The sequence below is a fragment of the Sphingomonas sp. MMS12-HWE2-04 genome (assembly GCF_044881185.1).
Classification (GTDB): Bacteria; Pseudomonadota; Alphaproteobacteria; order Sphingomonadales; family Sphingomonadaceae; genus Sphingomonas.
The window spans coordinates 3,194,900-3,218,408 of sequence record NZ_CP173254.1; the positions used below are offsets into that span (position 1 = coordinate 3,194,900).

The following is a 23,509-nucleotide window of genomic DNA, read 5'->3' on the forward strand; positions in this document are numbered from 1 at the left end:
TTCAAAACGGCATCGTGCCGCCAATGTCTCCTTGCCCAGAGCGCATCAGCTAATGCCGCTATGCTTCAGATTTGTTGCCAATTATGAACGAACGGAAGCACAGAGCGATGAGCCGTTGCGCTTTTCGGGACGAACTGAACGGTTCGTCGTATTTTTCCTTAGTTTGGCGCGGAGATTGCAGACCGTTTCACCAGCGCACCGTTCGCAAGCTTCGGGCCAAGTCGTTCTCGTTTCGATATCGGAACATCGCTTTCTGGGCCCATTTGGTCGTTACATCGAGATTTGCCGTTGACGAATCTGAAGATGAACGGGATTTTAAGAGCGCTTTCTATCCGAGCTGCCCGCTCTACTTTCTATCCTTGCCCCAGACAGTGATAACACCCGACGCATCCTGGTAAAGCCGGGTCGCCGGCTGGAGCTATGCATGGCGGAAAAGAACGACGGCGGCGACAAGACAGAAAAACCCACACAAAAGCGCCTGCGCGACGCGCGTCGCAAGGGTGACATCGCCAAATCGAAAGACTTCAGCGCGGCGATCTCCATGGTCGTCTGGTTCCTGCTCTTCGCAAGTGCCACCGGCTTTCTGGGCGGGCGCATCGCGGCGTTCATGGATAGCAGCATCAGCCACGCGATGACTTCGCCATTCCACGAAGCGCTCGCCACGATGGGCTGGAGCGCGACCGTGCTGGTGTTGTTCGTCGCCGCGGTCACGCTTGTCCCGGCGGCCGTCGCCGGGCTCGCCGCCGAATTTCTTCAGACCGGCGTGATCATCACCACCGAAAAGCTCAAGCCCTCGCTCGACAAGATGAACCCGGCCGAGGGGCTCAAGCGCATGTTCAGCATCGATAATCTGGTCGATCTGGTAAAGACGCTGATCAAGGCGACGCTGATCGTCGTCATCGTCATCGTCGTCGCCGGCGGCGCGTTCGACGAGATGGGCGGGCTGGTCCAGCTCGCCGCCTCCGCCCCGCCCACCGGGAGCAGCCCGCGCATGGCCGGCGCGGTGCTCGCGCTCAGCCAGTCGCTCACGCTTCAGCTCGTCGCCTGGACCACCGGCGTATTCCTGCTCGTCGCCTTTGCCGATCGGCTCCATGCGCGCCACCGCTACATCAAGAAGATGATGATGAGCCGGCGCGACATCCGCCAGGAGCATAAGGAGAATGAAGGCGATCCGATGCTCCGCCAGCAGCGTCGCCAGATGCACGAGCAATGGGCCAACCAGAACGCCGTCGCCGCCGCGGGCAGCGCCAATGTGCTGTTGGTCAACCCAACTCATCTCGCGATCGCGCTCGACTACGATCCCGATAGCTGCCCGGTCCCGGTGATCGCGGCGAAGGGCGAAGGCCCGCTCGCCGCCGCGATGCGCGCGCGCGCCGAGGCAGAAGGCGTGCCGATCGTGCGCAATATCGGCCTCGCCCGCACCTTGTTCTCCACCGGCGCGGTCAACGACGTCGTGCCCGAGAAACTGTTCGATACCATCGCCGAGATCATCCTCTGGGCCCGGCGCGCGCGCGCCGGCGAGGTTCCGGCCCATCGGGAGGATGCATAATGGGAATTGGCGCCGTGCTCGGCAGCCTGCTTGCAGTCGTTTTGGCGCTGGGCTTCGTCCTGGTGCTCGCCTGGTTCGCGATCAAGGGCCTGCGCAAATGGCAGGATCGCTTCCAGGGCAATGACGGCCAAGGCGAGCTGCCGATCCGCTTCCTGCGCGCGATGCCGCTGGGCACCAGCGAGCGCGTCGCGCTGATCGAGGTCCGCGGCGAGACGATGCTGGTCGGCGTCACCACCGGCGGGATCAGCCTGCTCGCGCGCTGGCCCGCCGATGGCATGCCGCCCGAACCGATCGAGGCGCCGCAATGATGCTCGCCGGCCTGCGCACTCTCAGCCCCGCCGAGGCGCATCTGCGCCAGACCGCGCCCCCGGCGATCACCGGCCGCCGCGCCGACGGCGCCACGTTGGTCGCGCGCATCCCCGCCGCGCCGCCCCCGGCGATGCACTGGTTCGCCTGCGAAGGCGCCTGGCTCGCGATCCAGCGCAGCGGCGGCAGCGATGCGCGTCTGGTCCGCGACGACGGCATCGCCGCGGGCGCGGCGCTCGACGCCGCCGAGGCGGTGATCGACCAGATCGAGCACGCGCTCGGCATCGATCTCGCTCCCGAGCGCCTCGAAGACGCGCCGCCTGCCGACGCGCTGGTGATCGAAGTCCGCGCGCTTGCGGGGGGGCTGGTGCGCGACATCGTCCATCTCGCGATCGAGCCCGGCCTGCCGATCCTGCCGGCGCCGCCCGAATTCGCGCCCGAACTGCTCGGCCAGCTCCGCGTGCCGGTGCGCATCGCGCTGGCCGGCCCCCGCCTCGCGCCGCACGACGCCGCCGCGCTCGCGCCGGGCGACCTCGTCCTGCTTGGCAGCACACTGCCCGCGCAGCTCCAATTCGGTGCCCGCGAGATCGCCGGGCAACTCGATCCCTCCGCGCACGGTTTCGTCGCGCGCCAGTCCAGGAGTAGCTGATGGAAGATGCCGGCTTCACGGTCCCGCTGACGATCGAACTCGAGCACAGTCTGGTGCCGCTCGATCGCCTCCAGGGCATCACCGAAGGCGCGCTGCTCCCGCTCAATTCGGCCGACGGCACGATCCCGGTGCGGATTCTCGCCAGCGGGCGTCCGCTCGCGCGCGGGACCTTGGTCTCGGTCGGCGACGGCTACGGCGTGCTGATCGAAGCGAACGCGGAAGCCTGAGCCGATGGATCTTGCCAGCTTCACCCCCGGCTCGGCGCTCGTCGTCGTCGTATTGCTCGCACTCGCGCCGTTCTTCGCGGTGATGGTCACCTCCTTCACCAAGATCGTCGTGGTGCTCAGCCTGCTCCGCAACGCGCTCGGGCTCCAGCAGGTGCCGCCCAATCTCGTGCTCAACGGGCTCGCGCTGATCCTCTCGCTCTATGTGATGAACCCGACGCTGCAGCAGATGGCCGCCGCCTCGGGACAGGACAAGGTGCCGGCGCAGACCGACCAGCTCTTTGCCGCGGCCGACAAGGCCAAGGAGCCGCTGCGTGCCTTCCTGCTCAAGCATAGCGATGCCGGCGAGCGCGACTTCTTCCTGCGCACCGCGCAGCGCATCGCCCAGCGCAACGGCACGACTGCGGCGCAGCCGACCGACTTCATCGTCGTGATCCCCGCCTTCGTGGTCAAGGAGCTCACCGTCGCCTTCCAGATCGGCTTCCTGATCTTCCTGCCGTTCCTGGTGATCGACCTCGTGATCTCGAACATCCTGCTCGCGATGGGCATGATGATGCTGTCTCCGGTGACGATCTCCCTCCCGTTCAAGATCCTGCTCTTCGTCCTCGTCGATGGCTGGGTGAAGCTCAGTCACGGGCTGGTGCTGAGCTATGTCTGAGGAGGTTCTGCCATGACCGACTCGATCACTTCGGTGACGGTGCAGGCGCTGTGGCTGGTGCTGCTGCTCTCGGCGCCGCCGATCATCGCCGCTTCGGCGGTCGGGCTGCTCGTCGCGATCGTCCAGGCCGCGACCCAGCTCCAGGAACAGACGCTGCAATATACGCTGAAGTTCTTCGCGATCGTCATCACGCTGTTCATCACCGCCTCGCTGGTCGCCGGCAGCCTGTACCAATTCTGCGACAACATCTTCACCGGGTTTCCCGCAATGGTTCGCGGCTGACCTTCGTGGGCGGCTGGTTCGATCAGATATTGCTCGTGGCGCTGGCATCGGCGCGCTTCGGCTTCGCCTTCGTCTTCGTGCCGATCTTCGCGCGCGACACGATCCCCTCGACGGTGCGCAACTGCATCGTGATGACGCTGGGCGGCGTCGCCTTCGTGATGCAGCCGACGATCTTCCCGGCCGATCTCTCGGCGTTCGGCTGGGCCCGGGTACTGCTCAAGGAGGCGGTGGTCGGGCTGGTGATCGGCTTCTTCTTCGGCACGGTGATGTGGGCGATGGAGGCCGCCGGCGAGATCATCGATGCCAAGATCGGCGCGACGATCGGCCAGCTGATCGAGCCGCTGGGCGGTAATTCCACTTCGCTCAACGGCGCGCTGCTCGCCCGGCTGGCCGGCGTCATCTTCGCCTCAGCGGGCGGGATCATGCTGCTCGTCGGCACAGTGATGGAAAGCTACGCCGTGTGGCCGATGGCGGCCGATTGGCCGCGGCTCGACATGCATGAGCTCCAGCTGTTCGAAGGCGAATTCGGGCGGATGATGATGCTCGCGATGATGTTCGCCGCGCCGGTGCTGGTGCTGCTCTACGTCATCGATGCCGGGCTCGGGCTGCTCAATCGCTTCGCCCAGCAGCTCAACGTCTTCTCGCTGTCGCTCTCGATCAAGAGCTGGGCGGCAACCTTGCTGATGGTCGTACTCATCCCCGTGCTGGCCCAGGCGGTGATCGCAGATCTCGCCAGTCGCGCCGAAGTTGCGGCCACGATGATCCGGGCGCTTGCGCGATGACCGGCGATACCCTTGCCCCCGATGCCGAGGAAGAGGCCCGGCTGCGCGAGCTGATGCGGCTGCTGCGCAAGGCCGACGAACGCGCGAGCGAGGAAGATCGCCCGATCGGCGAGTTCCGCATCCCGCGCTCGCGCATCCCCGAGCGCCACCTTTCGAGCATCGAAACCCTCACCAAGACCGAAGTCGCGGTGATGCGCTTCCTCGGCTGGGGCCGCGCCAATGCCGATATCGCCACCCTGCTCGCGATCAGCGAAAACACCGTGCGCGTCCACCTCAACAACATGTGCCGCAAGCTCGAGCTCGACGGCGTCCGCGAGCTCAATGCGCTCGCTGGACTGTTCTTCCACCCCTCACCTAAGCGATCCGATTAGGCCGCTAGTCGGATCGGTGAGGGTAGCGCCCGCCGCGATCCGCCATAACCCTGTTCAACGACGGCGGCATCGACCCGCCCCGCCGTTATCCAGGGGCCCGCGGGGCCAGAGTTTTCGCAAAGGGCCCACGGGCCCCTGTTAGGAGAATGGACATGAGCTTCCTCGGTGGACTTAATCCGGTTTCGCTTCTCGCCACTTCGATGCTCGGCCCGATCGGCGGGATCGTCGCACAGCTGGCACAGCAGGTCATCTCGCAGGTCGGCCAGCAGCTGATCCAGCAGCTCGGCCAGCAGCTCGGCGTGCCCCAGGGCGCGATCGAAGACGCCAAGGGCATCTTCGCCGATCAGCTCGGCGGCGGCCAGGGCGGCATCGGCGGCGGCGCGAACAGCGTCAACGATGCGCTTGAGCAGCTCGGCCAGGCGACCGGCGCCAGCCCGGCGGAGATCGGCCAGGCCCAGGGCGACTTCCAGCAGTCGATCGACAAGATCCTCAACGATCTCGCCGAGGGCAGCGACGTCAAGGAAGCCAAGGGCAATGGCAAGGTGCCGAGCTGGCTGATGGCGATGGCCAAGGCGCTGGGCGGCAAGATGGACAAGATGGCCAAGGACCTCGAAAAGATGTCCAAGGAAATCAGCGACGGCAATTCGGGCAAGTCGACCGAATTCACTGCGATGTCGCAGCAGTTCAGCATCCTCAGCAACGCCGCGAGCACCGGCCTCAAGGCAATCGGCGAAGCGATGTCGAGCATGGCGCGCAAGCAGTAAGCTCGTCCCAAAAATCGCACGCTTCGGGGGCCCGCGCATTGATCGCGGGCCCCTTTGCGTCGATATTCTGAGTAGCTTCGATCAATGGGAGAAGCCTTGTGTTCAAGTATGCGCTTATTGCCGGTATCGCCTTTTTGTCTTCCCCTGCCCTTGCGCAAGACGGCACGCTCGATGTGATGGCTTATGGCCATGACGCCGCGAATGTCGGGCGGACCAATGTGATGAACAACGCGATCCGCAGGTCGGCGAACCGCCAGCGCGGCGGTTCCGAGCTTTCGCCCCAGGCCGAGGCTACCTGTGCGCGGCGCTTCGAGACCCGCCGGCGCCTCGGCGCGGACGATCCGCGCGTCCAGGAGATCTTCCGCCTCTGCGCGGTTGCTGGCCGCTGAAAGCCCTAAGCGATCTGACTAGATAATTAGTCGGATCGCGCAGTGCTTTGGCGGCGGGACTGGGCGATACCCGTCCCCTGCCACAAGGAGGCCGGTCATGCTCGAAGGCGCGCTCAAGGACATTACCGACGTCCGCTGGTATCTGCCGATACGCACGCCGTCCGACAGCCACGACGAGGCCAATTGGAACCTCGCGGTCGAGGGTGCCAATCGCGACATGCTCAATCTCAACGCGATCACCATCCCCAAAATCGCGCACAGCTTCCTGATCGCCTCCGGCGAACAGGCCGATGCCGAGGCCGCCCCGGATCTCAGCTTCGCCACGCGTTCCGACGGCAGCCTCGACACCGTCGAACTCGGCGGCGGCACAGTCCTGCGCTTCGATCAGGCGAGCGGCACGCTGTCGCTCGAGAACGGGCTGCGCCAGGCAGTGATCTGGGGCGGCAACCAGCCCGTCTATCCCGAGGTCGGCGTGACGCTCGGCAGCGGCACCCGCGTGACGATCGAGAGCGGCGCCGCCGCCGATCACCCGGACGCCGTCGCGCCCAATCGGATCGCGGTCACCCGCGACGGCCGCACCACCACGCTCACCCCGATCGCCACCTGACCCCGTTCGCGGCGCTCCAGCCATTCCGCTTCTCCATGGGTTTCCTGCAGCCAAGAGGTCGTCATGCGTAACAAGGCTCTCCTCGCTGCGATCGCGCTGATGCTGCCAGCCCCGGCCGCCGTTGCGCAGGATCTCGATACGAGTCAGCTGCAGCAGCGCGCCGACATGGAGCGCAATCGCGTCCTGGTCCGCTCGACGCTGCGTCAGAAGCAGCGCGCCGATGCCGGCCGGCGCATGTCGCGCAATCAGGCCCAGGCCAATGCCTGTGCGAATCGCGGGCGGTTTGCTCAGCAATATGGCGCCAATCATCCCAAGGTTCTCAAACTTCAGTCGCTCTGCGCGCGCGCCGGCTATTGGTAGTGGCGGCGTTGCCGTCCGGGAGGTTTTAGACGGTCGGTTCCCTGCTTGGCGGCGCCACAGCGCTGCGCTGCGCTGGGCCCTGCCCGTCCACACACCGTCGGACCAGAAAGTGGACGATCAGCGCGAGACCGCGGCGATCGCCGCGGCCCAGCGCCCGACCACAGGCTGATTCCGGTCCGGAGAGCCCTGCCGCTCGCGGCCTAGTGCTGGCGACGCCGGCGGCCGTGCAGGATGGGCTTCCCCGAAGCGACTTCGGCAATTTTCCCGGCCTTGCGTGGCCGCACCACTGTCCAGAACGCCGCCATTCGCAAAAACGCCGCGCGCTCCGGCCGGTCGCGTTGCCCAAGGCGGAGGCGACGTGCGCGAAGCGCTACGAAACACGTCGCCGCCTCGACGCCAACGATCCGCGCGTGCACGAAATCTTCAGAATCAGCGTCGCCGTGGGCGGCTGAGCCACACCCGGCACGGCTGCCTAATCGATCCGATTACCACCGCTAATCGGATCGAGAAGCGCGCTTCCTCCCGCGTTATGCTTTTATCCTGGCAACAACCGGAAGACGCAGCATGACCATCGACTCCATCTCGCTCAACCAGGCCGGCGCGGTCGGCCGCAGCGGCGCGTTTGCGGATCCGCCCGCGGCGCTCGCTGGCGACACGGCGCGCAACGTCGCGGTGTCGGTGGTCGGCCGGATTGCTTCCGAGCTCGCGCTGGCCCCGCCGCGCCCCGGCAATGTCGCCGAGAATTACGGCGTCCGCGGCCTCGCCGACGCGATCGGCGCGCGCTTCCCCGATGCCACGCCGACCCAGCTTGGCGATCTGAGCCGCTCGCTCGAGGATTTCGCCGGTGCCGTTGCCACCGATATGGCCGCTTATGCCGATGGCGCGACGCTCGACCGCGTCGATGCCGCCATCGCCAGCTTCGATCCGCAAGGCGGCCAAGGGCTGGATGCGGTCACTGCCCTTCTTGAAAAGGCGACCGAGGCGGTCGCCGCACCACGCTGATCCATCCCGGCGCCGCCGGAATTCTCCAGGGGAGCAAGACGATGACGGACCTGTCGTTCAACGCGAACTTCAACTTCAATGCGAACATCTCGCTCGGCAACGCCCGTCCCCAAGAGGGGGCCGCGGTACAGCTCGCCACCAACGTCGTCGGCGCCTATCTCGCGCCGCTCGCCGCCAGCGCATTCGCCTTTGCCGCGCTGCCGATGCTGCTCGCCGTCCGCGGCGGCACTCAGCAGCCCAGCGGGAACGGCCAGAGCCAGTTCACCCCGACGCCGGGCGCCGAATGGACCGCGTCGATGCAAGGCGAGAACAAGGCCGATATCGATCTCGGCGACGGCTACACGCTCCAGCTCGACGAGCGCAATTCGGAGATGGTGATCCATGACGCCAATACGGGCGAGACCACCAAGATCTGGGGCGACCCCCATGTCGATGTGAACGGCGAGCACAAGTTCGATTTCTGGGGCACCACCACCTTCACGCTGGGCAACGGCACCAAGCTGACGATCAACACCGAGCAATTTGCCGGCAACCCCAACATGTACGTCGCCAGCGGCGTGACGATCACCAAGGGCAACCAGGCGATCCAGGTCGAGGGGCTGAGCCAGAACAAGCTCGGCGATCTTTCGGTATCGATGTCGAACAACGGCTATGCGCTCGATAGCGCGACCCGCGACGGCTTCGTCCTCGAGCAAGGCGCGAACGGCTGGGAATCGCAGCTCACCGGCGAAGTCGCCACCCAGGCCGATCTCAACCTCACCAAGCCCGGCCAGCTCTATGGCCCCGACAGCAGCATGCCGAGCCTGGGCGAGATCAGCTCGGCGCTCTCCACCTTCCTTTTCTTCGGGTTCGTCGGCGAGATGATCGAGGCCGGCAGCGAGTTCCGCGCGGCGGCCGAAGCCAAGCCACTCCTGCTCAACGCGTAAACGGCTATAGGCCAGAAGCAAGGGCGTCCGGAAACGGGCGCCCTTGTCATTCGTTTCGTCGGCACAAATCCGCAAGGAGGGCGACATGCTCGGAATGGAGATCGCGATCGTGGCAAGCGCAGCCGAAACCATCACCCAGGCCGAGCGGGCGGCGATCCTCGACGCGGCGCGCACCCCGGTGAGCGAGGCGCTGGGCAAGCCGGTGCTCTTCAAGGTCGATGCGCTCCATCACGCCGGCGACTGGGCCTTCCTCCGCGCTGAAATGCAGGAGCGCGGCGGCGCGCCGGTAGATTATGCGGGCACGTCCAAGGCCGAAGCCGCTCGCGAAGGCATGGTGTCACGCGTCTATGCCGCCCTGCTCCGCCGCACCGGCGGTCGCTGGAAGGTCGTCGAATGCGCGATCGGCCCAACCGATGTCGCCTGGGCCGGTTGGGCCCAGCATCATGGCGCGCCGGCGGCGATCTTCGGTTAGGCCGGTCCCGGATAATAGAGCGGGCCTGACGCAAAGGCCGGCCGTCACGGCCGATAGTCATGCGTCCCGATCTGCCGGACGATCTTCAACGCGCAATCCGCTCCACGTCGCCAAAGCCGCAGACCGCCGCCGGACGTCACACCGGCCGCCGGCCCGGAGCGCCAGTGCACCGCGAATCTGGAATATTCGACGACATAGTCGTCCACCAGTTCGAAGCCATCGTTGCCGACGTCGACGCGTTCAAAAATCGTCCCGCGACCGCGCTCGATATAGGGCAGCAAATGCGATCGAATGGCCGCGAGTCCGACCTGCGGTTGCTCGGCAAAGGGCAGGTAGACGGCGTCCTCGGCATATTGTGCGATGCGGGCGCTGTCGTGCTGCTGGACCGAGCTGGCATTCGCCGCATTCAGAGCGGCCAGTTCCGCGGCGAGTTGCGGATCCTGGTCCATGGCGGGCCTGTTGCCGCTGGGAAGATCGGCGAACCAGTGCGAGGCGGGATTCTCCAAGGGCGCTAGATACCCCCATGCTTCGGCCGCGAGCTTCAACCGGCCGTCGGCCTGGCGGCGCCACAGATGAACATATTTCCCGTCCAACGCCGGCGACGCGCCGCCACTGCCGTCCCGAAAACTGACTTTGAATGTGCCCCATTCAAGCCCGCCGCTTCCCAGAGGCAAAATGTCTGCGGGGACGAAGGTGAATGCGCTCACGGGCAATCGCGCCATCACGGCCCGGTAATAAACAGCACCTCGATCGATCCCGAACAGACGAGGCTGATGTTCGGGCATGAGGACGCTGTCGCGCTCGAAATGCGCCATCAGCGTCTCGACGTTGCCTGCAACACGCGCGTCGGCAAGGCTCGAATCCCGCGATACTATTTCCGCGCGGAGCGCGACGGGGAGCGGTCGGACAGGAGACACCGTGCAAGCCGCCGGCGCTGCCCCCGTTGGAGCGGGATGCTGCACAGTCGCAACCAACAGCATCAAGGCAGGAAGAAGCATGCCGCGCCCCCGCTAAAACGCATCTAGGCACATCTATCATTGGTCGACGGCATCGGTCTATCGCGTCGAAGGGACAGGCCGCGTCGGCTAGGCGGGTCTTTCGATAAGCTGGTCGCGGCCTGCGATCGCCCGACCTAATAGCTGCCATGCTCGTTCGCCGGATACCACCAGGCGAACACGGTCTGCAGGTCGGTCGAGCTGAACACCACATTCCCGCGGTTGCGCTCATAGCCCATCGCCGGCTTGCCGTTGAGCGTCCCGGACCACCAGCCGGTCTGCGCGCGCCCGACGAACGTCGCCTTCTGATTGCCTGCGACGAAAGTCATTCGATGGACGCCGCCGCGCCCCGCGACATCGGTCATCCGGCAGGCGCGTGCGGGGCCATTGTCGAACGAGCAGCGCACTGTCTGCGCCGCCTGCGCTCCCGCGGCCGCCGGAAACCCGGCGACCGCGATCGCGACGAAAGCCAGAAATCGAATCATGTCAGGCGAACGCGAACCCATGGCTCGCGTTCCGCGGTTCACCGGCCGAAGATCTCGGTTGCCCGCTCGCCGCGGCTCACTGCCTGGCCGGCGCTGTCGGCGGGGCGTTCGTAGAGCCGGGTGACGATCGACCCGGCATCGCGGGCATTGTCGGCCTGGCGGAGTGCGCGGCCCGCACCCGCCTCGCTGTTGGTCAGCTCATGCTGCACGAAGCGCAGCTGCTCGGCGAAGCTCGAACCGTGGATGTCGTGGCCAGACCAGGCGCGGAAGTCGGCCTGGCGCGGGCCTTCCCACTGGGCGAGGCCATAGCCCGGCCCGCCGCCGATCTGGCGGATGCCGGCGTCCATATTGCTCTCGGCATCGAGATTGGCGACGATCCCCGCGGCCTGCGCGCGGCTCCAGCCCTGGCCCTGGAAATAATCCATCGCCTGATCGATCCGCGCCTGGCGGCCGCCAGCGCCATCGGGCGCCGCGACAGCACCCGTGCCTTCGGCCTTGCCGGCGCCCTCGCCGCCGCCCGGCGCACGCAGGATCACCGCGCCATGGCTCAGCGCCCAGCTGAGATTGTTGGTCGAGATCTTCTGGGTGCCGTCGGCATTGACGTTGTTCGATCCGATCATCTTGCCGCCCCCGGCATAGATTTCGGTGTGCGACACGCCGCCACCCTGAATGATCACTACGTCGCCCGGCTTGGCCTCGCTTGCCGGCACGGCTGTCCAGCCCTCGCTGCGCAGCGTCTTGTTGAGCTGGGCGACCGAGTCGGTGTGGAGATTGGCCGGCAGCTTGCCCGCCTCGGTCAACACTGCCGACACGAAATTGGCGCAGCACACGTTGGAGGGCACGCCCGCGTTCATCGGCAGATTGTCGTTGGCGTTGCCCTTCAGCGACGAGGCATTCTGTCCGAGATATTTCTGCGCGATCGCGAGCACGTTCGAATCGCCGCCACCTGGCGTTGCCCCGGTCACGGGGCCGGCGCCCTGCGTTCCGCCCGCCCCGCTGCCGCCGATCACCAGCTGCTGGCCAGGCCGGATCAGATTGGGGTTCGAGAGGTGATTGGCTGCGGCGAGATCATGCCAGTCGGCTCCAAAGCGCGCGGCGATCCCGGACAGCGTATCGCCCGCGCGCACCGTATAGCTGGTCGTCGCCGATGCGCTGCCGCCGCCGCTCGGGATGTTGAGATGCTGGCCCGAATGGATCAGATCGGGATGAAGCACCTGCGGATTGGCCTTTTCCAGTGCCTGGAGCGACACGCCATGTTGCTTGGCGATATCCCACATCGTGTCGCCCGATTTGACGACATAGCCGCGATCGCCGCTGCCGCTTGCGCTCGCATTCAGATTGGCCTGTACCGAAGAGACGCCCGTCATGGTCCGCGCTCCTGCCTTGAGGAAATGATTGCCGATCCTAGGCTTGTGCCCAGCTTCAGGCCCTAAGCGGATCGATTAGGCGGCTAGGCGGATCGCTTAGTTACCTGCAGGCGCAAGGAGCGCATCCTGCCGACAATTAAGCATCCGTGGAGCGCGTATCATGCTGGATCCTGGTGGCGGAACGGGCGGCGTATCGCCCAGCGTCGGCGTAACAGCCCAAAATCAGGCCCAGGCCGCGGCGACCCGCCCCGATCCAAAGGTGGAGGAAGCGGTCCAGACGACACTGCGCTTCACCGAGCATCTCGGCGATCCCGCTTATGCGATGCAGCAGACCCTGTCGGACACGTCGCTCAGCCAGGCCCAAAAAGACGAATATGTCGCGCGCGTCACCGAGCTCGCCGGCGCGAACGCCAATGTCTGCACCGCCGCGGGCAGCGTCACCACCGAACAGTCGCAAAAGCTTGTCGACGCGTTCGAGCGGATCGGCGTCGCTTATACCGACCCTGCCACACCAGAGCTGCGCAGCCAGGTCAGCGATGCCATCGCACGTGGCGTGGATAGCGGCCGACTGGATGCCGACGACGTCTATGGCCTGGTCGATCCGTCGCGCAACGCGGTGTCGGATGGTGCCCGACAGCTGCTGAGCGGCGTCCACGACGGCGCTACGCTCAACCGCGTCGCCGATCGGCTGCTCACCGAAGCGCAGCACCAGGGTTATGACATCAACAAATATGAGCGCGGTCCGGAAACGCTGACTGCCGCGGCCGACATCGCCAACATGGCCGCGGATCATGGCTGGACGGCCTCGGCGAACGCCGTCGCACTCGAAATCGATGCCCAGACCGCCAAAGGCCCGGTCTCGGGTGACATGACACTGGTGCAGGCAATGATGGCCACCACGGTCAGCGGCAATGCCTATGGCAACCCGCCCGAGGGCCGCACCGGCTTCGATGCGCTGGCCGGGCTGGTCAACAGCGCCCGTTCGAACGATCCTGCGGTCGGCAAGGCGACGGACACGCTGTTCGGCACGCTCGTCCGCTCGCGCGAAGACGGTGCGGTCGGCGGGATCGACCAATATGGCGATAACGCCGCACCGCTCGGGGAGCTCGGCACCTATTTCAACGCCAATGCCAGCCGGCTGATCGAAGCCGATTGGCGCAAGGCCAATACCGGCGGCCCCGAAAATGGCCTGGTTCGAGACTTCATGCGCGAAGTGATGCTCGAGCCCGACTATAAGGGCCGCGACGCCACCGCCGCGACTGTCAGCGACGAGATGCGCCGCCTGTCGGGTACGATCGACAATGGCGCGCTGCCCCTGGCCGATCGCCAGACCGCGGCGAGCAGCCTCGGCACCCTGCTCGGCTCGGTTCAGGAAGCGTCGCGCAGCTATGTCGCCGATGCCAAGGGCGATGCAGAGGACAAGATCGATCTCGTCCGCAACTTCAGCGATCTCGTCACCGATAAATTGCTCGCCAAGGGTCCGCCGATCGTCGGCGATGTCGGTGGCAAGCTGGTCGACGCAGCCTGGGGTGCGCTCGCGGATCGCGCCGAGGCCGGCGCCAAAGCCCGCGCCGACGATGCCACGGGCGGGCTGACCACCACAGCTCAGGATTTCCGCAACGGCATGTCCGAACTCGATCCCTCCCTGCTCACCGCCTTCGATCTGCGCGTCGAGCTCTATTTCGATCCCAGCGCGGAGTAATGTCGATGCAAGTCAACCGCGCCGATTCGGTCCAACCCACCGCCAGCCTGTCGACGAGCCAGACTGCCAGCGCCGCCAATGATCGCTATGCCGGCGATTGGGCGCCCCAGCCCAACGGCCCCGCTACCCTTGCCGCGCCCGCGACGGTACGAGCACCTGCCAACGAAGGCGGCATCGATCCCGCGCAGGTCCATGTCCATGCGCAGCTCGCCGCTGACGTCTACAACGATGTTTCCGTCCCCCCGTCGGCTATCGGACCGCATCCGATACCGACCTCGCCCGGCTTGGCCTCGACGCGTCCATGCTCGAGCAGCCGGGCGAGACCAGTTTCCGCGCCCGCGTCTATGTCAGTGGCCCCGCCGGCAATGAGAGCTACACCATCGCGTTCCGCGGGAGCCAGAGCGGCGATGATTGGAAGAGCAATGCCCGGCAGGGCGTGGGGCTCGATTCGACCCACTACGCCATGGCGCTCGAGATCGGGAAAAAGGCCGCGCGCAGCGGCGCAGAGATCAGCTTTGTCGGCCATTCTCTGGGTGGCGGGCTCGCTGCCGAAGCGGCGATCGCCTCGGGCCGCAGCGCCGATACGTTCAACGCCGCCGGTCTCCATTCAAGCAGCATCGCCAAGGCACAGGCGGTCGCCGAGGCCGCGGGTCGCGGCGCTTCGGCAGTCAATAATTACCGCGTTCATGGCGAGATCCTCACCGGGATCCAGGAGGGTGGCGACCGCGTCATCGGTGGCGCGCTGGGTGGCCTGTTCGGCGGCGCTGGTGCAGTCAGCGGCGCGCTGCTTGCCGACGCGCCCCCCGCCTATGGCGCGCAGCACGATCTGCCCGACGTTCGTCCCGAAGGCGCGGGCTTCTGGGATTCGATCAATCCGGTGAACCGCCACGGCATGGATTGGGTGCTCGCCGGAACCGCGGCACAGCTCGGCAGATGATCCTTGACCGGCGGGGCGCCTCCCGTCGAATAGGCTGCATGTGCGCCTCCTGCTCCCGCTCCTCGCGCTGATGGCAAGCGCGTGCCACGATGCGCGCGCGGATTGCTTCGCGCCCGATACGCAGCTTCCCGCGCGCCGCGAGACGCTCGCCGATCCCGGTCTCGGCGCATCGGGTCGCGAGCTCGCCGAGGCGCTTTACGATCTCGATCTGGCCGCCGCCAAAGCGCTGCTCGCCCGCGATCCCCGTCTCGCCTCGCTGCCGATCGGCGCGCATCACGAGATGCTGACGCTGGCGCTCGCCACCTGCGAGCCCCAGGCGCTCGACCTGGTGCTTGCCGCCGGCGCCGATCCGGACGGGCGCGACAAGCAGGGCCTGCCGCTGCGCCTCGCGCTCCGCGCCACGACGCCTGCTCCTGCCGCCCGGCTGCTTGAAGCCGGCGCCAGCCCCAATCCGCGCGCCAATCCAATGGGTCCGCTGCGCACCGCGATCACGCTCAATTCGCTCGGCGCGGTGCGCCTCCTGCTCGATCACCGCGCCGATCCCGACGCGGCCGAACCGAGCGGCAACCATGCGCTCAACACCGCGCTCGACATGGAGCATTTCCGCATCGCCGAGTTGTTGCTCGAACGCGGCGCCAATCCCTGGGCGGTCGACGCCACCGGCGGCAATCTCGGCACCGCGGTCACTTCGAAGATGCTCACCAAGTCGCCGGAAGAGGCCGAGGCCCAGCGCCGCCTTGCCAAACGCCTCCGCGGGCTTGGCTGGCCGACCAGTCCTCCTTCGCCCGAGCGCGTCCTGGCGCTCGTCGCGGCGGGCAATTGGCCGCCGCGTTAATGTTCGCGGAACGACGACCAGAAGCTGCCGAGTAAGGGCTCCAGCGCATAATCGAGCGCGGTCCGCCGCCGCAGCGGAATCAGCACCTGTACGGGCATGCCTGCCCGCAGCGCAAAGCCACTGCCGCGCACCTGCTGGATCAGTTTGATCTGGTCATAGGGCACCAGCACTTCGCCCGTAAAATAGCTCTGCCCGGACCGCTCGTCGGTGAAGCTGTCAGCCGAGAGCCGGGTGATCCGGCCCTCGAGGCTCGGCAGCGTCCGTTCGTGGAGCCCGGAAAATTTGACCAACGTCCGCTGGCCGATCGTCAGATCATCGGCATCGTCGGGGGCGATCCGCGCCTGGACGATCAGCGGGGTGCGCTCGGGGACGACGTCCATCAGCTTCTGCCCAGGCGCGATGACGCCGCCGGGCGTGAACACGCTCAGGCCCACCACCGCACCGGTCGCCGGCGAACGGATCGCAGTGCGTTCGAGCTGGTCCTTCGCCGCAGTCCATTTGGGCAACAGCTCGCCCAGCCGTATTTCGACATCGCGCAGGTCCGAGGCGGTGCGCTCGCGGAACGTCCGCTCGGCCTCCAGCGCCTGGAGCTGGTTCTCGCGCGCGGCCCCCCGCGTCTGCGCCACGCTCGCGCTATATTGCCCGCGCGTGCCCTGCAGTTCGGCGCGCGCGCGCTCGAGCTCGCGCATCCGGGTCAGCGAAACGAAGCCCTTGTCGGCAAGCGGTTTGAGCGCCGCGATCTGCTCGTTGATCAGCCGCAACTGCTCCCCGGCCGACACCTCCTGCTCGCCGTAACCGCGCCCCTGCTCGCCCGATTGCGCGACGCGCTGCCCCAGTGCCCCGCGCTGGGCGGCCAGTACGGATGCGCGCGCGGAAAGCTCGGTCTGCTGGAGCCGCATCGCGGTTTCGGCCTCGCGCCGGTCCTCGGCCGACAGCGAAGCGAACGCCGGCGGCGGCGTGATTCGCGTCTGCCCCAGTTGCTCAGCCTCAAGGCGTGCGCGCTGGGCAAGCAGCCGGATCGTCTGCGAGGCGAGCGCACGTTCCTGCGCGCGCACTTCGGCCGCGGCGAGCTCGATCAGCAACTGGCCGCGCTCCACCCGCTGGCCGTCATGGACATGGATCGCGCCGACTACCCCGCCGTCGCGATGCTGCACCGACTGACGTTGCCCCGACACGACCAGCGTTCCCGGCGCATAGGCCGCCGCATCGAGCCGCGCGAACGCCGCCCAGCCAAGAAACAGCACGAAGAACAGCGCCGCGACGATCAGCCCCAGCCGGATCTCACGGCTGGGATCGGCAACAGCGGCGCGCGCCGGCACCCCATCGGCGGGAAGGAGCATTTGCGTCATCCCGCCGCACCCGCGACCGGCGGCACGACCTGGCGGATCGCCTTGGGCGCGATCTTGGGCAGGATTTCGTCGCGCGGCCCCAGCATCTCGACTCGCCCATCGCGAAGCACCAGGATCTTGTCGACCACCGGCAGGATGCCGAGCTTGTGCGACACCACGAGCACCGTCCGCCCCTCGGCCTTAAGCGCGGCGAGCGCTGCAACCAGCGCTTGGTCGCCCTCGGCGTCGAGATGCGCGTTGGGCTCGTCGAGGATCAGGATCGCCGGATCGCCATAGACGGCGCGCGCCAGCGCGATCCGCTGCGCCTGTCCCGCCGATACGCCGCGACCGCCGAGCTTGAGTTGGTGGTCATAGCCATTGGGCAGCCGCCGGATCAGCGCGTCGGCGCCCACCTTGCCCGCCGCCGAGACCACGCCCGCATCTACTGCCGCGCGGTCCGCGCCGAGCTCGCCCGCGAACCGCGCGATATTCTCGGCAACGCTGCCTGCGAACAGCGCCGAATCCTGCGGCAGATAGCCCAGGTGCCGTGCCAGCACCTCGGGGTCCCAGTCGCGCGCGTCTGCACCGTCGAAGCGCACGCTGCCGCGATCGGGCAGCAGCGCCCCGGCGATCGCGCGCACCAGGGTCGACTTGCCGGCGCCGCTCGGCCCCACGATCGCCACGACTTCGCCTGCTGCGATCCGCAGCGACACGGCATTGAGGATTGCGCCGTCGCGCGTGTCGTTAAGCACGGTAACGCTCTCCAGCGTTACCTCGCCGCGCGGCGCCGGCAGCTGGGTCGGCATCCCCGCGGCGTGCGCCCCGTCGAGCAGGCCGCTCAGGCTGATATAACTCTGCCGCGCCTGGACGATCGTCCGCCACGTCCCAATCAGTTGCTCGATCGGCGCCAGCGCCCGCGCGATCAGGAAAGATGAGGCAAAGATCGCCCCGCCCGAAATGAGATTGTCGACCGCGAGCAGCGCACCCAGCCCGAGCGCCAGCGACTGCAGCGCCAGCCGGACGAACTTGGTGGCAGTCAGATAGCTGCCGCCTGCGAAGCTCGCCTCGGTCTGCGCGGTCAGCATCGCCTCGCGCTGGCGCAATTGTCGCGCCACCACCGCGCGGCGCATTCCGAGCGCGCGGATGCTGTCGCTCGATGCAAGCAGCGCATCCTGGCTGGCATAAGAGACGCTCGCGATCGCCTGCGCGCGGTCGAGCCGAGCCCTGGTCGCGCGCTCGTTGGCCCAGGCGATCAGCGGCAGCATCACGCAGCCGAGGATCGCCACTGCGCCGATCCAGGGATGCACCAGGAAACAGACCAGGATGTAAATCGGCACCCACGGCGCGTCGAACAGCGCGAGCACGCCGGCGCCGGTCAGCGTCGCGCGCATCATGTCGAATTCGCGCAGCGCCTGACGCGCCACCGGCAGGTCCGGCCGGCCCAGCGTCGCGTCGAGGATCAGTGGCGCCAGCGTCGCATCGAGCTGGACCCCGGCGCGTACCAGCAGCCGCGCCCGCACCCGATCGAGCAGCGACAAGGTCGCCAGCGCGAACAGCAGCACCAGCGTGAGGAAGAAGAGGGTCTGCAGCCCCTGGGTCGGGATCACCCGGTCATAGACCTGCAGCATGTAGAGCGTTGGCACGATGTAGAGCAGATTGACCAGCGCGCTGAACCCTGCCGCCGCGACGAAGTGCCGCCGGCACAATGCCAGCGCCGCGCGCATCGCTTCGGAAGGGGCCGTCGCGCTCATACGCAAAGCCAGGCCGCGCGACCCTGGGGATCGCGCGGCCTATAGGGTTTGGAACGTCTCGAAAGCTGGTTCAAATCATCAGAGCCCGTGCGACAGTTCGAGCGGACGCAGCAGGTGATTGAACAGGCCGTCGAGATAATCACCGACGTCGTCGAGCACCCCGCCGACCCCCGGCTGGTGGTCCGAATAGTAATCGGGGGCCGCATATTTGACCAGCTTGGCGTCGCTCACCCCAAGCAGCGTCACCGTGCTGCCCAGGCTCATCGTCAGCACCAGATCCTTGACGCCGTCCTTGTTGACGTCCTGCACCTTGGTGCTGCGCACCGAGATGCCGTCGTCGAGGACGATCCGGTCCTCGCCGGTGTTGAACTCATAGACGGTGTCGCTGCCGTCGAGCCGGCCGAAATGGAAGGTGTCCGCGCCTGCGCCGCCCCACAGGCTGTCGTCGCCCAGGCCACCGAACAGGATATCGGTGCCGTTGCCGCCGCGCAGCGTGTCGCTGCCCAGGTCACCGAACAACACATCGTTGCCGTCGCCGCCATCGAGCTTGTCGTTGCCCAGCCCGCCATTCAGCACATCATGGCCGCCCAGGCCGTTGAGCGTGTCGTTACCCCAGCCGCCCGAAAGCTTGTCCTCGCCCGCGGTGCCGTTCAGCGTATCGGCAAAGATCGTGCCGTTGCGCGTCACGCCATCGGCGATGCCGGTGACCGTGACGTTGACCGTCGCGGTGCTGGTCAGGCCGTTGGCATCCGTCACCGTATAAGTGAAGTGATCGACGGCAGTGGCGCCGGTCGCCAGCGCGTCGAAGGCATCGGCATCGGCGACATAGGTCAGGCTCTGATGCGCCGCGTCGAACACGACATGACCCAGCGTGCCCGAAGTGTTCACGGCGCTGATCGACAGCGTTTGCCCGGCGTCGGGGTCCTGATCGTTGCCCAGCAAGCTCGCCCACAGATTTGCGCTGGTCGCATCCTCGTTGACCGCAACCGCGTCGGCCTTGGCCACCGGCGCCTCGTTGACGTCGGTCACTGCGATGGTGAAGCCATGCTCGGTGCTCAGCCCGCCGCTGTCGGTCACCTTGGCGGTGATCGCATAGCTCGCCACTGCTTCGTGGTTGAGCGCCGCGGTGGTGGTGACGACCCCCGTCGCCGCGTCGACCGCGAACAGTCCGCCGGCATTGTCGACCAGCGTATAGGTCAGCGTATCGCCGGCGGTGTCGTGCGCCGAAAGCGTGCCAACCACGCTGCCCGCGGGCAAATTCTCGGCGACGCTGGCGTTGCTCAGCGCCAGATCGGTCGGCGCCGCGCCGAGCAGCAGCAGCGCGACCTGCGGGTCGTGATCGGTCGGCCGCACCCCGGTAACCTGCGAATTGAGATGCACCGCGTCATACTGTGCGCCGCTCACCAGCCCGCCGGTGACGAGGATGTTGTCGATCAGCTGCGCATTGCCTTCGAAAAGATAGCTATAGCGCTCCTCCTCGGGCAGCAGAGTCGCGAGGTTGGTCATCACTCCGCCCTTGGCCGGATCGGTCAGCTGGGTCTGCGCGTCCTCGAAATAGAAGCCGTTCCAGTCGCCGAGCACGGCGATGTTCATCGCCGGATCGTCGGCGAGATGCTCCTGGATATAGGCCTTCACCCCCGCCGCCTGTGCGGTGCGCGCCGCGTCGCCGGCATTGTCCGCCGGCTGGTCGTTGCCCCAGAGCGGATCGCTACCGAGCCGCGAAGTGAGGTGGACGTTGATCGTGGTGATCGTCTGCCCGGCGAATTCGAACTGCGCGACCAGCGGGCTGCGCGTGCCGGCATAGGCCGATCCGGGAACCAGCGCGGCGCTGCCCTCGACATAATCGACGCGGTCGGTGTTGTAGAGATAGCCGTTGCGGATGTTGCCGCCATTCTCGCCGCCGGTCGATCCGGCCGTGGTCGGCGCGATCTCGATATAGGCATAATGCAGCCCCGAGGCGGCGTAGATCGCGTCGATCAGCCCCTGCGCGGTCACCGTGCCCGAAAGATCGGGGCCGTTGCCGGTGCCGTCAGCGTCCTGGATTTCCTGCACCGCTAGGATGTCGGGCGCCTTGAGGTTGTAGACGATGTCGCCTGCCAGCACGTCGAACTTGTTGTCGGACGTGTCGAGATTTTCGAGATTATAGGTCGCGATCGAAAGATGGTTGGCGTCGCCCGCCAGCGCCGTCGTCTCGCGGACGGTGGTCGCGTCCTTGGTGACGGTCACGGCGTCGGTGACCAACACTTCATAGGCGTCGAACGAATAGTTGACGATGCCGGTGACGCTGCTCAGCTGGTCGCCGATCGTGTAGCCGGGCGTGAAGCCATTGAAGATCGCGCTGTCGTCGTCGATCTGGATCTTCTCGGGGTTGTAGTCGCCGTCCGAGATGGTGATCCCGCCGCGATCGTTGACGCCGGTCGCGCCCGTGCCGTGCGAGGCGACCACGTCGGTCTCGCCGAACGCATTGGTGTTGGACACCGCCTGGGGCGTGTCGATCGTGACGCGCATCCCTTCCAGCGATTCCCAGAAGTCGATGCCGTCATGCGCCGGGTCGTAGCTCGTCAGCCCGTCGTCATCGATCGTGTCGGTCGGCGGCAACACGCCGCCCGCGCCGATCAGCACGGCCTGGGGCAGCGCGTTGCCGATGCTGTCGACATGGACCACCGGGGCGGTGATCTCGGTCACGGTCAGCCCCGCCGCGTCGCCGGCGAATTCGGAGACCGTGCCCTGTACCGAAAGCCCGTCGCCGACATGGACGGTCGGCGCGCTGCTGGTGAACACGAACACCGCGTCCGAGGTCGCGGCATTGCCGTCGCCGGTCGCCGACTGGAGGTAGAAGCCGTTGCTGTCGACCGCGGTGACGATGCCGGTGGTCAGCACGGTCTGGCCTTCATAGGCCGAACGATGCCCCTCGCCCTGGATTTCACTGATCGTCAGCGCGATCGGATCGTCGTTGGTGATCGTCCCCACGCCACGATTGTCGTCGACCACCACGTCGCCGGTGGTCGCGCCAAGCGTCACCGACAGCGTCTCATTGGCTTCGCCGATCGTGTCGCCATGGACCGGCACGGTAATCGTCTTGCTGGTCTCGCCCGCGGCGAAGCTGAGCGTGCCCGTAAGCACTGCGCCGGGCGCGAGATCGTCGGCGCTCGCGGTGCCGTCGAGGTTCACTGCATAGTCGACGCTCGCCGCATTGGCGGTGCCGCCTGCACGGTGGACGACGAACACCAGGTTCGCGACGCCGCTATCGCCTTCGACGACCTTGGCGTCGTCGATCCGCAGATGGCCGGTGCCGGTCGCCGAGAGGAAGGTCTGGCCGTCGTTGAGGCTGCCGAAGCTGTCGTCCGAGGCCGCGGCCCAGGTGAAGTCGCCCGCGCTCGATCCCGTGCCCTTCAATTGCAGCGACAGCCCGATGCCCACCGCCGGCTCCTCGGCCACGCCAATATCGGTGCTGGTCACGCCCGCCGCCGGAGTGCCCGGTGCGGCGGTGAACACGCCTTCATAGGAGAGCAGCTGGATCACCGTGCCGTCGGGCGCGATCAGCGCGACGCCGTCCAGCGCGCCGTTCTGCAGTCCATTGACCGGATAGGCGAACGAGACTGCGCCGAAGCCATTGCCTTCGTCGTCGATCGTGCCCGAAAGGTTGGTGGTGGTGTAGCTCGGCGCCGCCTCGGGGGTGTTGCTGCCGTTGTAGAGCACCAGCTTGTAGCCGCTGAGATCGGTCCCGGCGGTGCCGGCGATCTCGATCGCCTCGCCGACATCGGTGCCGACATTGTCGTAATGGATCTCGTTGATGAACACGTTGGCGGCGGGCGCGGGCGGCGCGGCGTCGTCGTTGCTGATCGTGCCGATCGCGCTGGCATCGCCGAGCGACGCGCCGCCCTGCGGGTTGGCCAGCGTCACGGTGAAGCTCTCATTCGATTCGAAAACGGTGTCGCCCTGCACCGCGATGCGCACTTCGGCGGTGGTCGCGCCATCGGCGAAGTTCACCGTCCCGCTCGTCGCCGCACCCGCGCCGAGATCGGCGGCGTCGGCGGTGCCGAACGCCAGCGTCCAGCTCGCCGAAACCGCGCCGGCGCTGCCATCGGCGCGCGTCACGGTGAACACGATCTCGCTGGTGCCGCTATTGCCCTCGACAATCGTTGCGTCGGCGATGTTGAGCGTGCCCGGCGCCGGCGGCACCACGCCGCCGAAGCTCTGCCCGGCATTGACCGCGCCCGGCGTGTCGTCGTTGATCAGCGCCCAGGCGAAGTCGCTCGCCTGAGTGCCGCTGCCGGTCAGCCCGATCGAAGTGCCGCTCAGCGTGCCGCTTTCGAACACGCCGACATTGGTGCTGGTCATCCCCGCCGCCGGGCCGCTCGCCGCGACGAAGCTGCCTTCCCAGCTGAGGAACTGCACCACATTGCCCTGCGCATCGACCAGCGCGACGCCGTCGGGCTCGCCATTGGCGCCGGCGCCGCCATTCTGGATGCCGTTCGCCGGATAGCCGATCGATAGCGTGCCGAAGCCGTTCGCCTGGTTGGCGATCACGCCGCTCAAATTGGTCGTCGTATAAGGCGCGCGCGACGTCGGGCTGCCATTGTAGAGCACCAGCGTCCAGCCGGTGAGGTCGGTGCCCGCCGGTGCCGCGATCTCGATGAACTCGCCTGCATCGGTGCCGGCATTGTCGTAATGGATTTCGTTGATGAAGACGTTCGCTGGCATCGGACATCCTTGCAAGAACCGGCGAGGCAGCACCGGAAGGGATCGGAATACGCGAGTCACAAGC

At 66.9% G+C, this 23,509-nt stretch carries 25 protein-coding genes; 19 read left to right on the forward strand and 6 right to left on the reverse strand.

Annotated elements, in window-relative coordinates; translation table 11 throughout:
• Window positions 1-424 precede the first annotated feature (424 nt).
• The 16 genes from AB2M62_RS14885 to AB2M62_RS14960 all read left to right on the forward strand — a co-directional run bounded on the left by AB2M62_RS14885 (window position 425) and on the right by AB2M62_RS14960 (window position 9,341).
• Window positions 425-1,549 (forward strand): flagellar biosynthesis protein FlhB, encoded by a 1,125-nt coding sequence (locus tag AB2M62_RS14885; RefSeq protein ID WP_404334974.1) that lies wholly within the window; start codon window positions 425-427, stop codon window positions 1,547-1,549.
• The gene (locus AB2M62_RS14890) at window positions 1,549-1,857 is read left to right on the forward strand and encodes a FliO/MopB family protein (protein ID WP_404334976.1); all 309 of its coding nucleotides are present in this window, start codon (window positions 1,549-1,551) and stop codon (window positions 1,855-1,857) included. The genes AB2M62_RS14885 and AB2M62_RS14890 overlap by 1 nt, the downstream gene beginning before the upstream one ends.
• The gene (locus AB2M62_RS14895; RefSeq protein ID WP_404334978.1) at window positions 1,854-2,504 is read left to right on the forward strand and encodes a hypothetical protein; all 651 of its coding nucleotides are present in this window, start codon (window positions 1,854-1,856) and stop codon (window positions 2,502-2,504) included. Before AB2M62_RS14890 ends, AB2M62_RS14895 begins: the two co-directional genes overlap by 4 nt.
• Window positions 2,504-2,731, forward strand: a complete 228-nt coding sequence (locus tag AB2M62_RS14900) for a FliM/FliN family flagellar motor switch protein (protein ID WP_404334980.1) — start codon at window positions 2,504-2,506, stop codon at window positions 2,729-2,731. The genes AB2M62_RS14895 and AB2M62_RS14900 overlap by 1 nt, the downstream gene beginning before the upstream one ends.
• 4 nt (window positions 2,732-2,735) lie before the next feature.
• Complete coding sequence (gene sctR / locus AB2M62_RS14905) at window positions 2,736-3,386, forward strand: type III secretion system export apparatus subunit SctR (RefSeq protein WP_404334982.1); 651 nt, start codon at window positions 2,736-2,738, stop codon at window positions 3,384-3,386.
• Between the two features lie 12 nt (window positions 3,387-3,398).
• Window positions 3,399-3,668 carry a type III secretion system export apparatus subunit SctS gene (gene sctS / locus AB2M62_RS14910; protein ID WP_404334984.1) on the forward strand — a complete coding sequence of 90 codons (270 nt, stop codon included), beginning with the start codon at window positions 3,399-3,401 and terminating at the stop codon, window positions 3,666-3,668.
• Between the two features lie 5 nt (window positions 3,669-3,673).
• Window positions 3,674-4,450, forward strand: coding sequence for a type III secretion system export apparatus subunit SctT (gene sctT / locus AB2M62_RS14915; protein ID WP_404334986.1), 777 nt, complete (start codon window positions 3,674-3,676; stop codon window positions 4,448-4,450).
• Entirely contained in the window at window positions 4,447-4,821 is a 375-nt protein-coding gene (locus tag AB2M62_RS14920) for a helix-turn-helix transcriptional regulator (protein WP_404334988.1), read from the forward strand. Before sctT ends, AB2M62_RS14920 begins: the two co-directional genes overlap by 4 nt.
• A gap of 152 nt (window positions 4,822-4,973) precedes the next feature.
• Window positions 4,974-5,585 (forward strand): hypothetical protein, encoded by a 612-nt coding sequence (locus AB2M62_RS14925; RefSeq protein WP_404334990.1) that lies wholly within the window; start codon window positions 4,974-4,976, stop codon window positions 5,583-5,585.
• Window positions 5,586-5,683: 98 nt separating this feature from the next.
• Complete coding sequence (locus tag AB2M62_RS14930; protein ID WP_404334992.1) at window positions 5,684-5,974, forward strand: hypothetical protein; 291 nt, start codon at window positions 5,684-5,686, stop codon at window positions 5,972-5,974.
• Between the two features lie 97 nt (window positions 5,975-6,071).
• Window positions 6,072-6,581, forward strand: coding sequence for a hypothetical protein (locus AB2M62_RS14935; protein WP_404334993.1), 510 nt, complete (start codon window positions 6,072-6,074; stop codon window positions 6,579-6,581).
• Between the two features lie 63 nt (window positions 6,582-6,644).
• Window positions 6,645-6,941: a hypothetical protein gene (locus AB2M62_RS14940; protein WP_404334995.1), complete on the forward strand. Its 297-nt coding sequence runs from the start codon at window positions 6,645-6,647 to the stop codon at window positions 6,939-6,941.
• 203 nt (window positions 6,942-7,144) lie between these two features.
• A complete protein-coding gene (locus tag AB2M62_RS14945; protein ID WP_404334996.1) occupies window positions 7,145-7,393 on the forward strand; it encodes a hypothetical protein in 249 nt (82 codons plus the stop codon).
• Between the two features lie 112 nt (window positions 7,394-7,505).
• Window positions 7,506-7,943, forward strand: coding sequence for a hypothetical protein (locus AB2M62_RS14950; protein ID WP_404334998.1), 438 nt, complete (start codon window positions 7,506-7,508; stop codon window positions 7,941-7,943).
• Between the two features lie 41 nt (window positions 7,944-7,984).
• Window positions 7,985-8,869 carry a DUF1521 domain-containing protein gene (locus AB2M62_RS14955; protein ID WP_404334999.1) on the forward strand — a complete coding sequence of 295 codons (885 nt, stop codon included), beginning with the start codon at window positions 7,985-7,987 and terminating at the stop codon, window positions 8,867-8,869.
• 85 nt (window positions 8,870-8,954) lie between these two features.
• Window positions 8,955-9,341, forward strand: a complete 387-nt coding sequence (locus AB2M62_RS14960; protein ID WP_404335001.1) for a hypothetical protein — start codon at window positions 8,955-8,957, stop codon at window positions 9,339-9,341.
• Window positions 9,342-9,385: 44 nt separating this feature from the next.
• Here the strand turns inward: AB2M62_RS14960 and AB2M62_RS14965 are convergent, their stop codons facing one another.
• From AB2M62_RS14965 to AB2M62_RS14975, 3 genes are all read right to left on the reverse strand, one after another.
• Window positions 9,386-10,339, reverse strand: a complete 954-nt coding sequence (locus AB2M62_RS14965) for a hypothetical protein (protein WP_404335003.1) — start codon at window positions 10,337-10,339, stop codon at window positions 9,386-9,388.
• Between the two features lie 134 nt (window positions 10,340-10,473).
• The gene (locus AB2M62_RS14970) at window positions 10,474-10,821 is read right to left on the reverse strand and encodes a hypothetical protein (RefSeq protein WP_404335005.1); all 348 of its coding nucleotides are present in this window, start codon (window positions 10,819-10,821) and stop codon (window positions 10,474-10,476) included.
• Between the two features lie 38 nt (window positions 10,822-10,859).
• Window positions 10,860-12,188 carry a phage tail tip lysozyme gene (locus tag AB2M62_RS14975; RefSeq protein WP_404335007.1) on the reverse strand — a complete coding sequence of 443 codons (1,329 nt, stop codon included), beginning with the start codon at window positions 12,186-12,188 and terminating at the stop codon, window positions 10,860-10,862.
• Between the two features lie 160 nt (window positions 12,189-12,348).
• On the opposite strand from AB2M62_RS14975, the gene AB2M62_RS14980 reads away from it, so the two are divergent.
• The 3 genes from AB2M62_RS14980 (at window position 12,349) to AB2M62_RS14990 (ending at window position 15,662) form a co-directional block, all read left to right on the forward strand.
• Window positions 12,349-13,890 carry a hypothetical protein gene (locus AB2M62_RS14980; protein ID WP_404335009.1) on the forward strand — a complete coding sequence of 514 codons (1,542 nt, stop codon included), beginning with the start codon at window positions 12,349-12,351 and terminating at the stop codon, window positions 13,888-13,890.
• A gap of 301 nt (window positions 13,891-14,191) precedes the next feature.
• Window positions 14,192-14,827 carry a hypothetical protein gene (locus tag AB2M62_RS14985; protein WP_404335010.1) on the forward strand — a complete coding sequence of 212 codons (636 nt, stop codon included), beginning with the start codon at window positions 14,192-14,194 and terminating at the stop codon, window positions 14,825-14,827.
• A gap of 40 nt (window positions 14,828-14,867) precedes the next feature.
• On the forward strand, window positions 14,868-15,662 hold the full coding sequence (locus tag AB2M62_RS14990) for an ankyrin repeat domain-containing protein (protein WP_404335012.1): 795 nt from the start codon (window positions 14,868-14,870) through the stop codon (window positions 15,660-15,662).
• Here the strand turns inward: AB2M62_RS14990 and AB2M62_RS14995 are convergent.
• The 3 genes from AB2M62_RS14995 to AB2M62_RS15005 form a co-directional block, all read right to left on the reverse strand.
• On the reverse strand, window positions 15,659-17,002 hold the full coding sequence (locus AB2M62_RS14995; protein ID WP_404335014.1) for an HlyD family type I secretion periplasmic adaptor subunit: 1,344 nt from the start codon (window positions 17,000-17,002) through the stop codon (window positions 15,659-15,661). The two genes, AB2M62_RS14990 and AB2M62_RS14995, sit on opposite strands and share 4 nt — an antisense overlap.
• 5 nt (window positions 17,003-17,007) lie before the next feature.
• Complete coding sequence (locus tag AB2M62_RS15000) at window positions 17,008-18,741, reverse strand: type I secretion system permease/ATPase (RefSeq protein WP_404335016.1); 1,734 nt, start codon at window positions 18,739-18,741, stop codon at window positions 17,008-17,010.
• Window positions 18,742-18,819: 78 nt separating this feature from the next.
• A complete protein-coding gene (locus AB2M62_RS15005; protein WP_404335018.1) occupies window positions 18,820-23,445 on the reverse strand; it encodes a Calx-beta domain-containing protein in 4,626 nt (1,541 codons plus the stop codon).
• Between the last annotated feature and the right edge of the window lie 64 nt (window positions 23,446-23,509).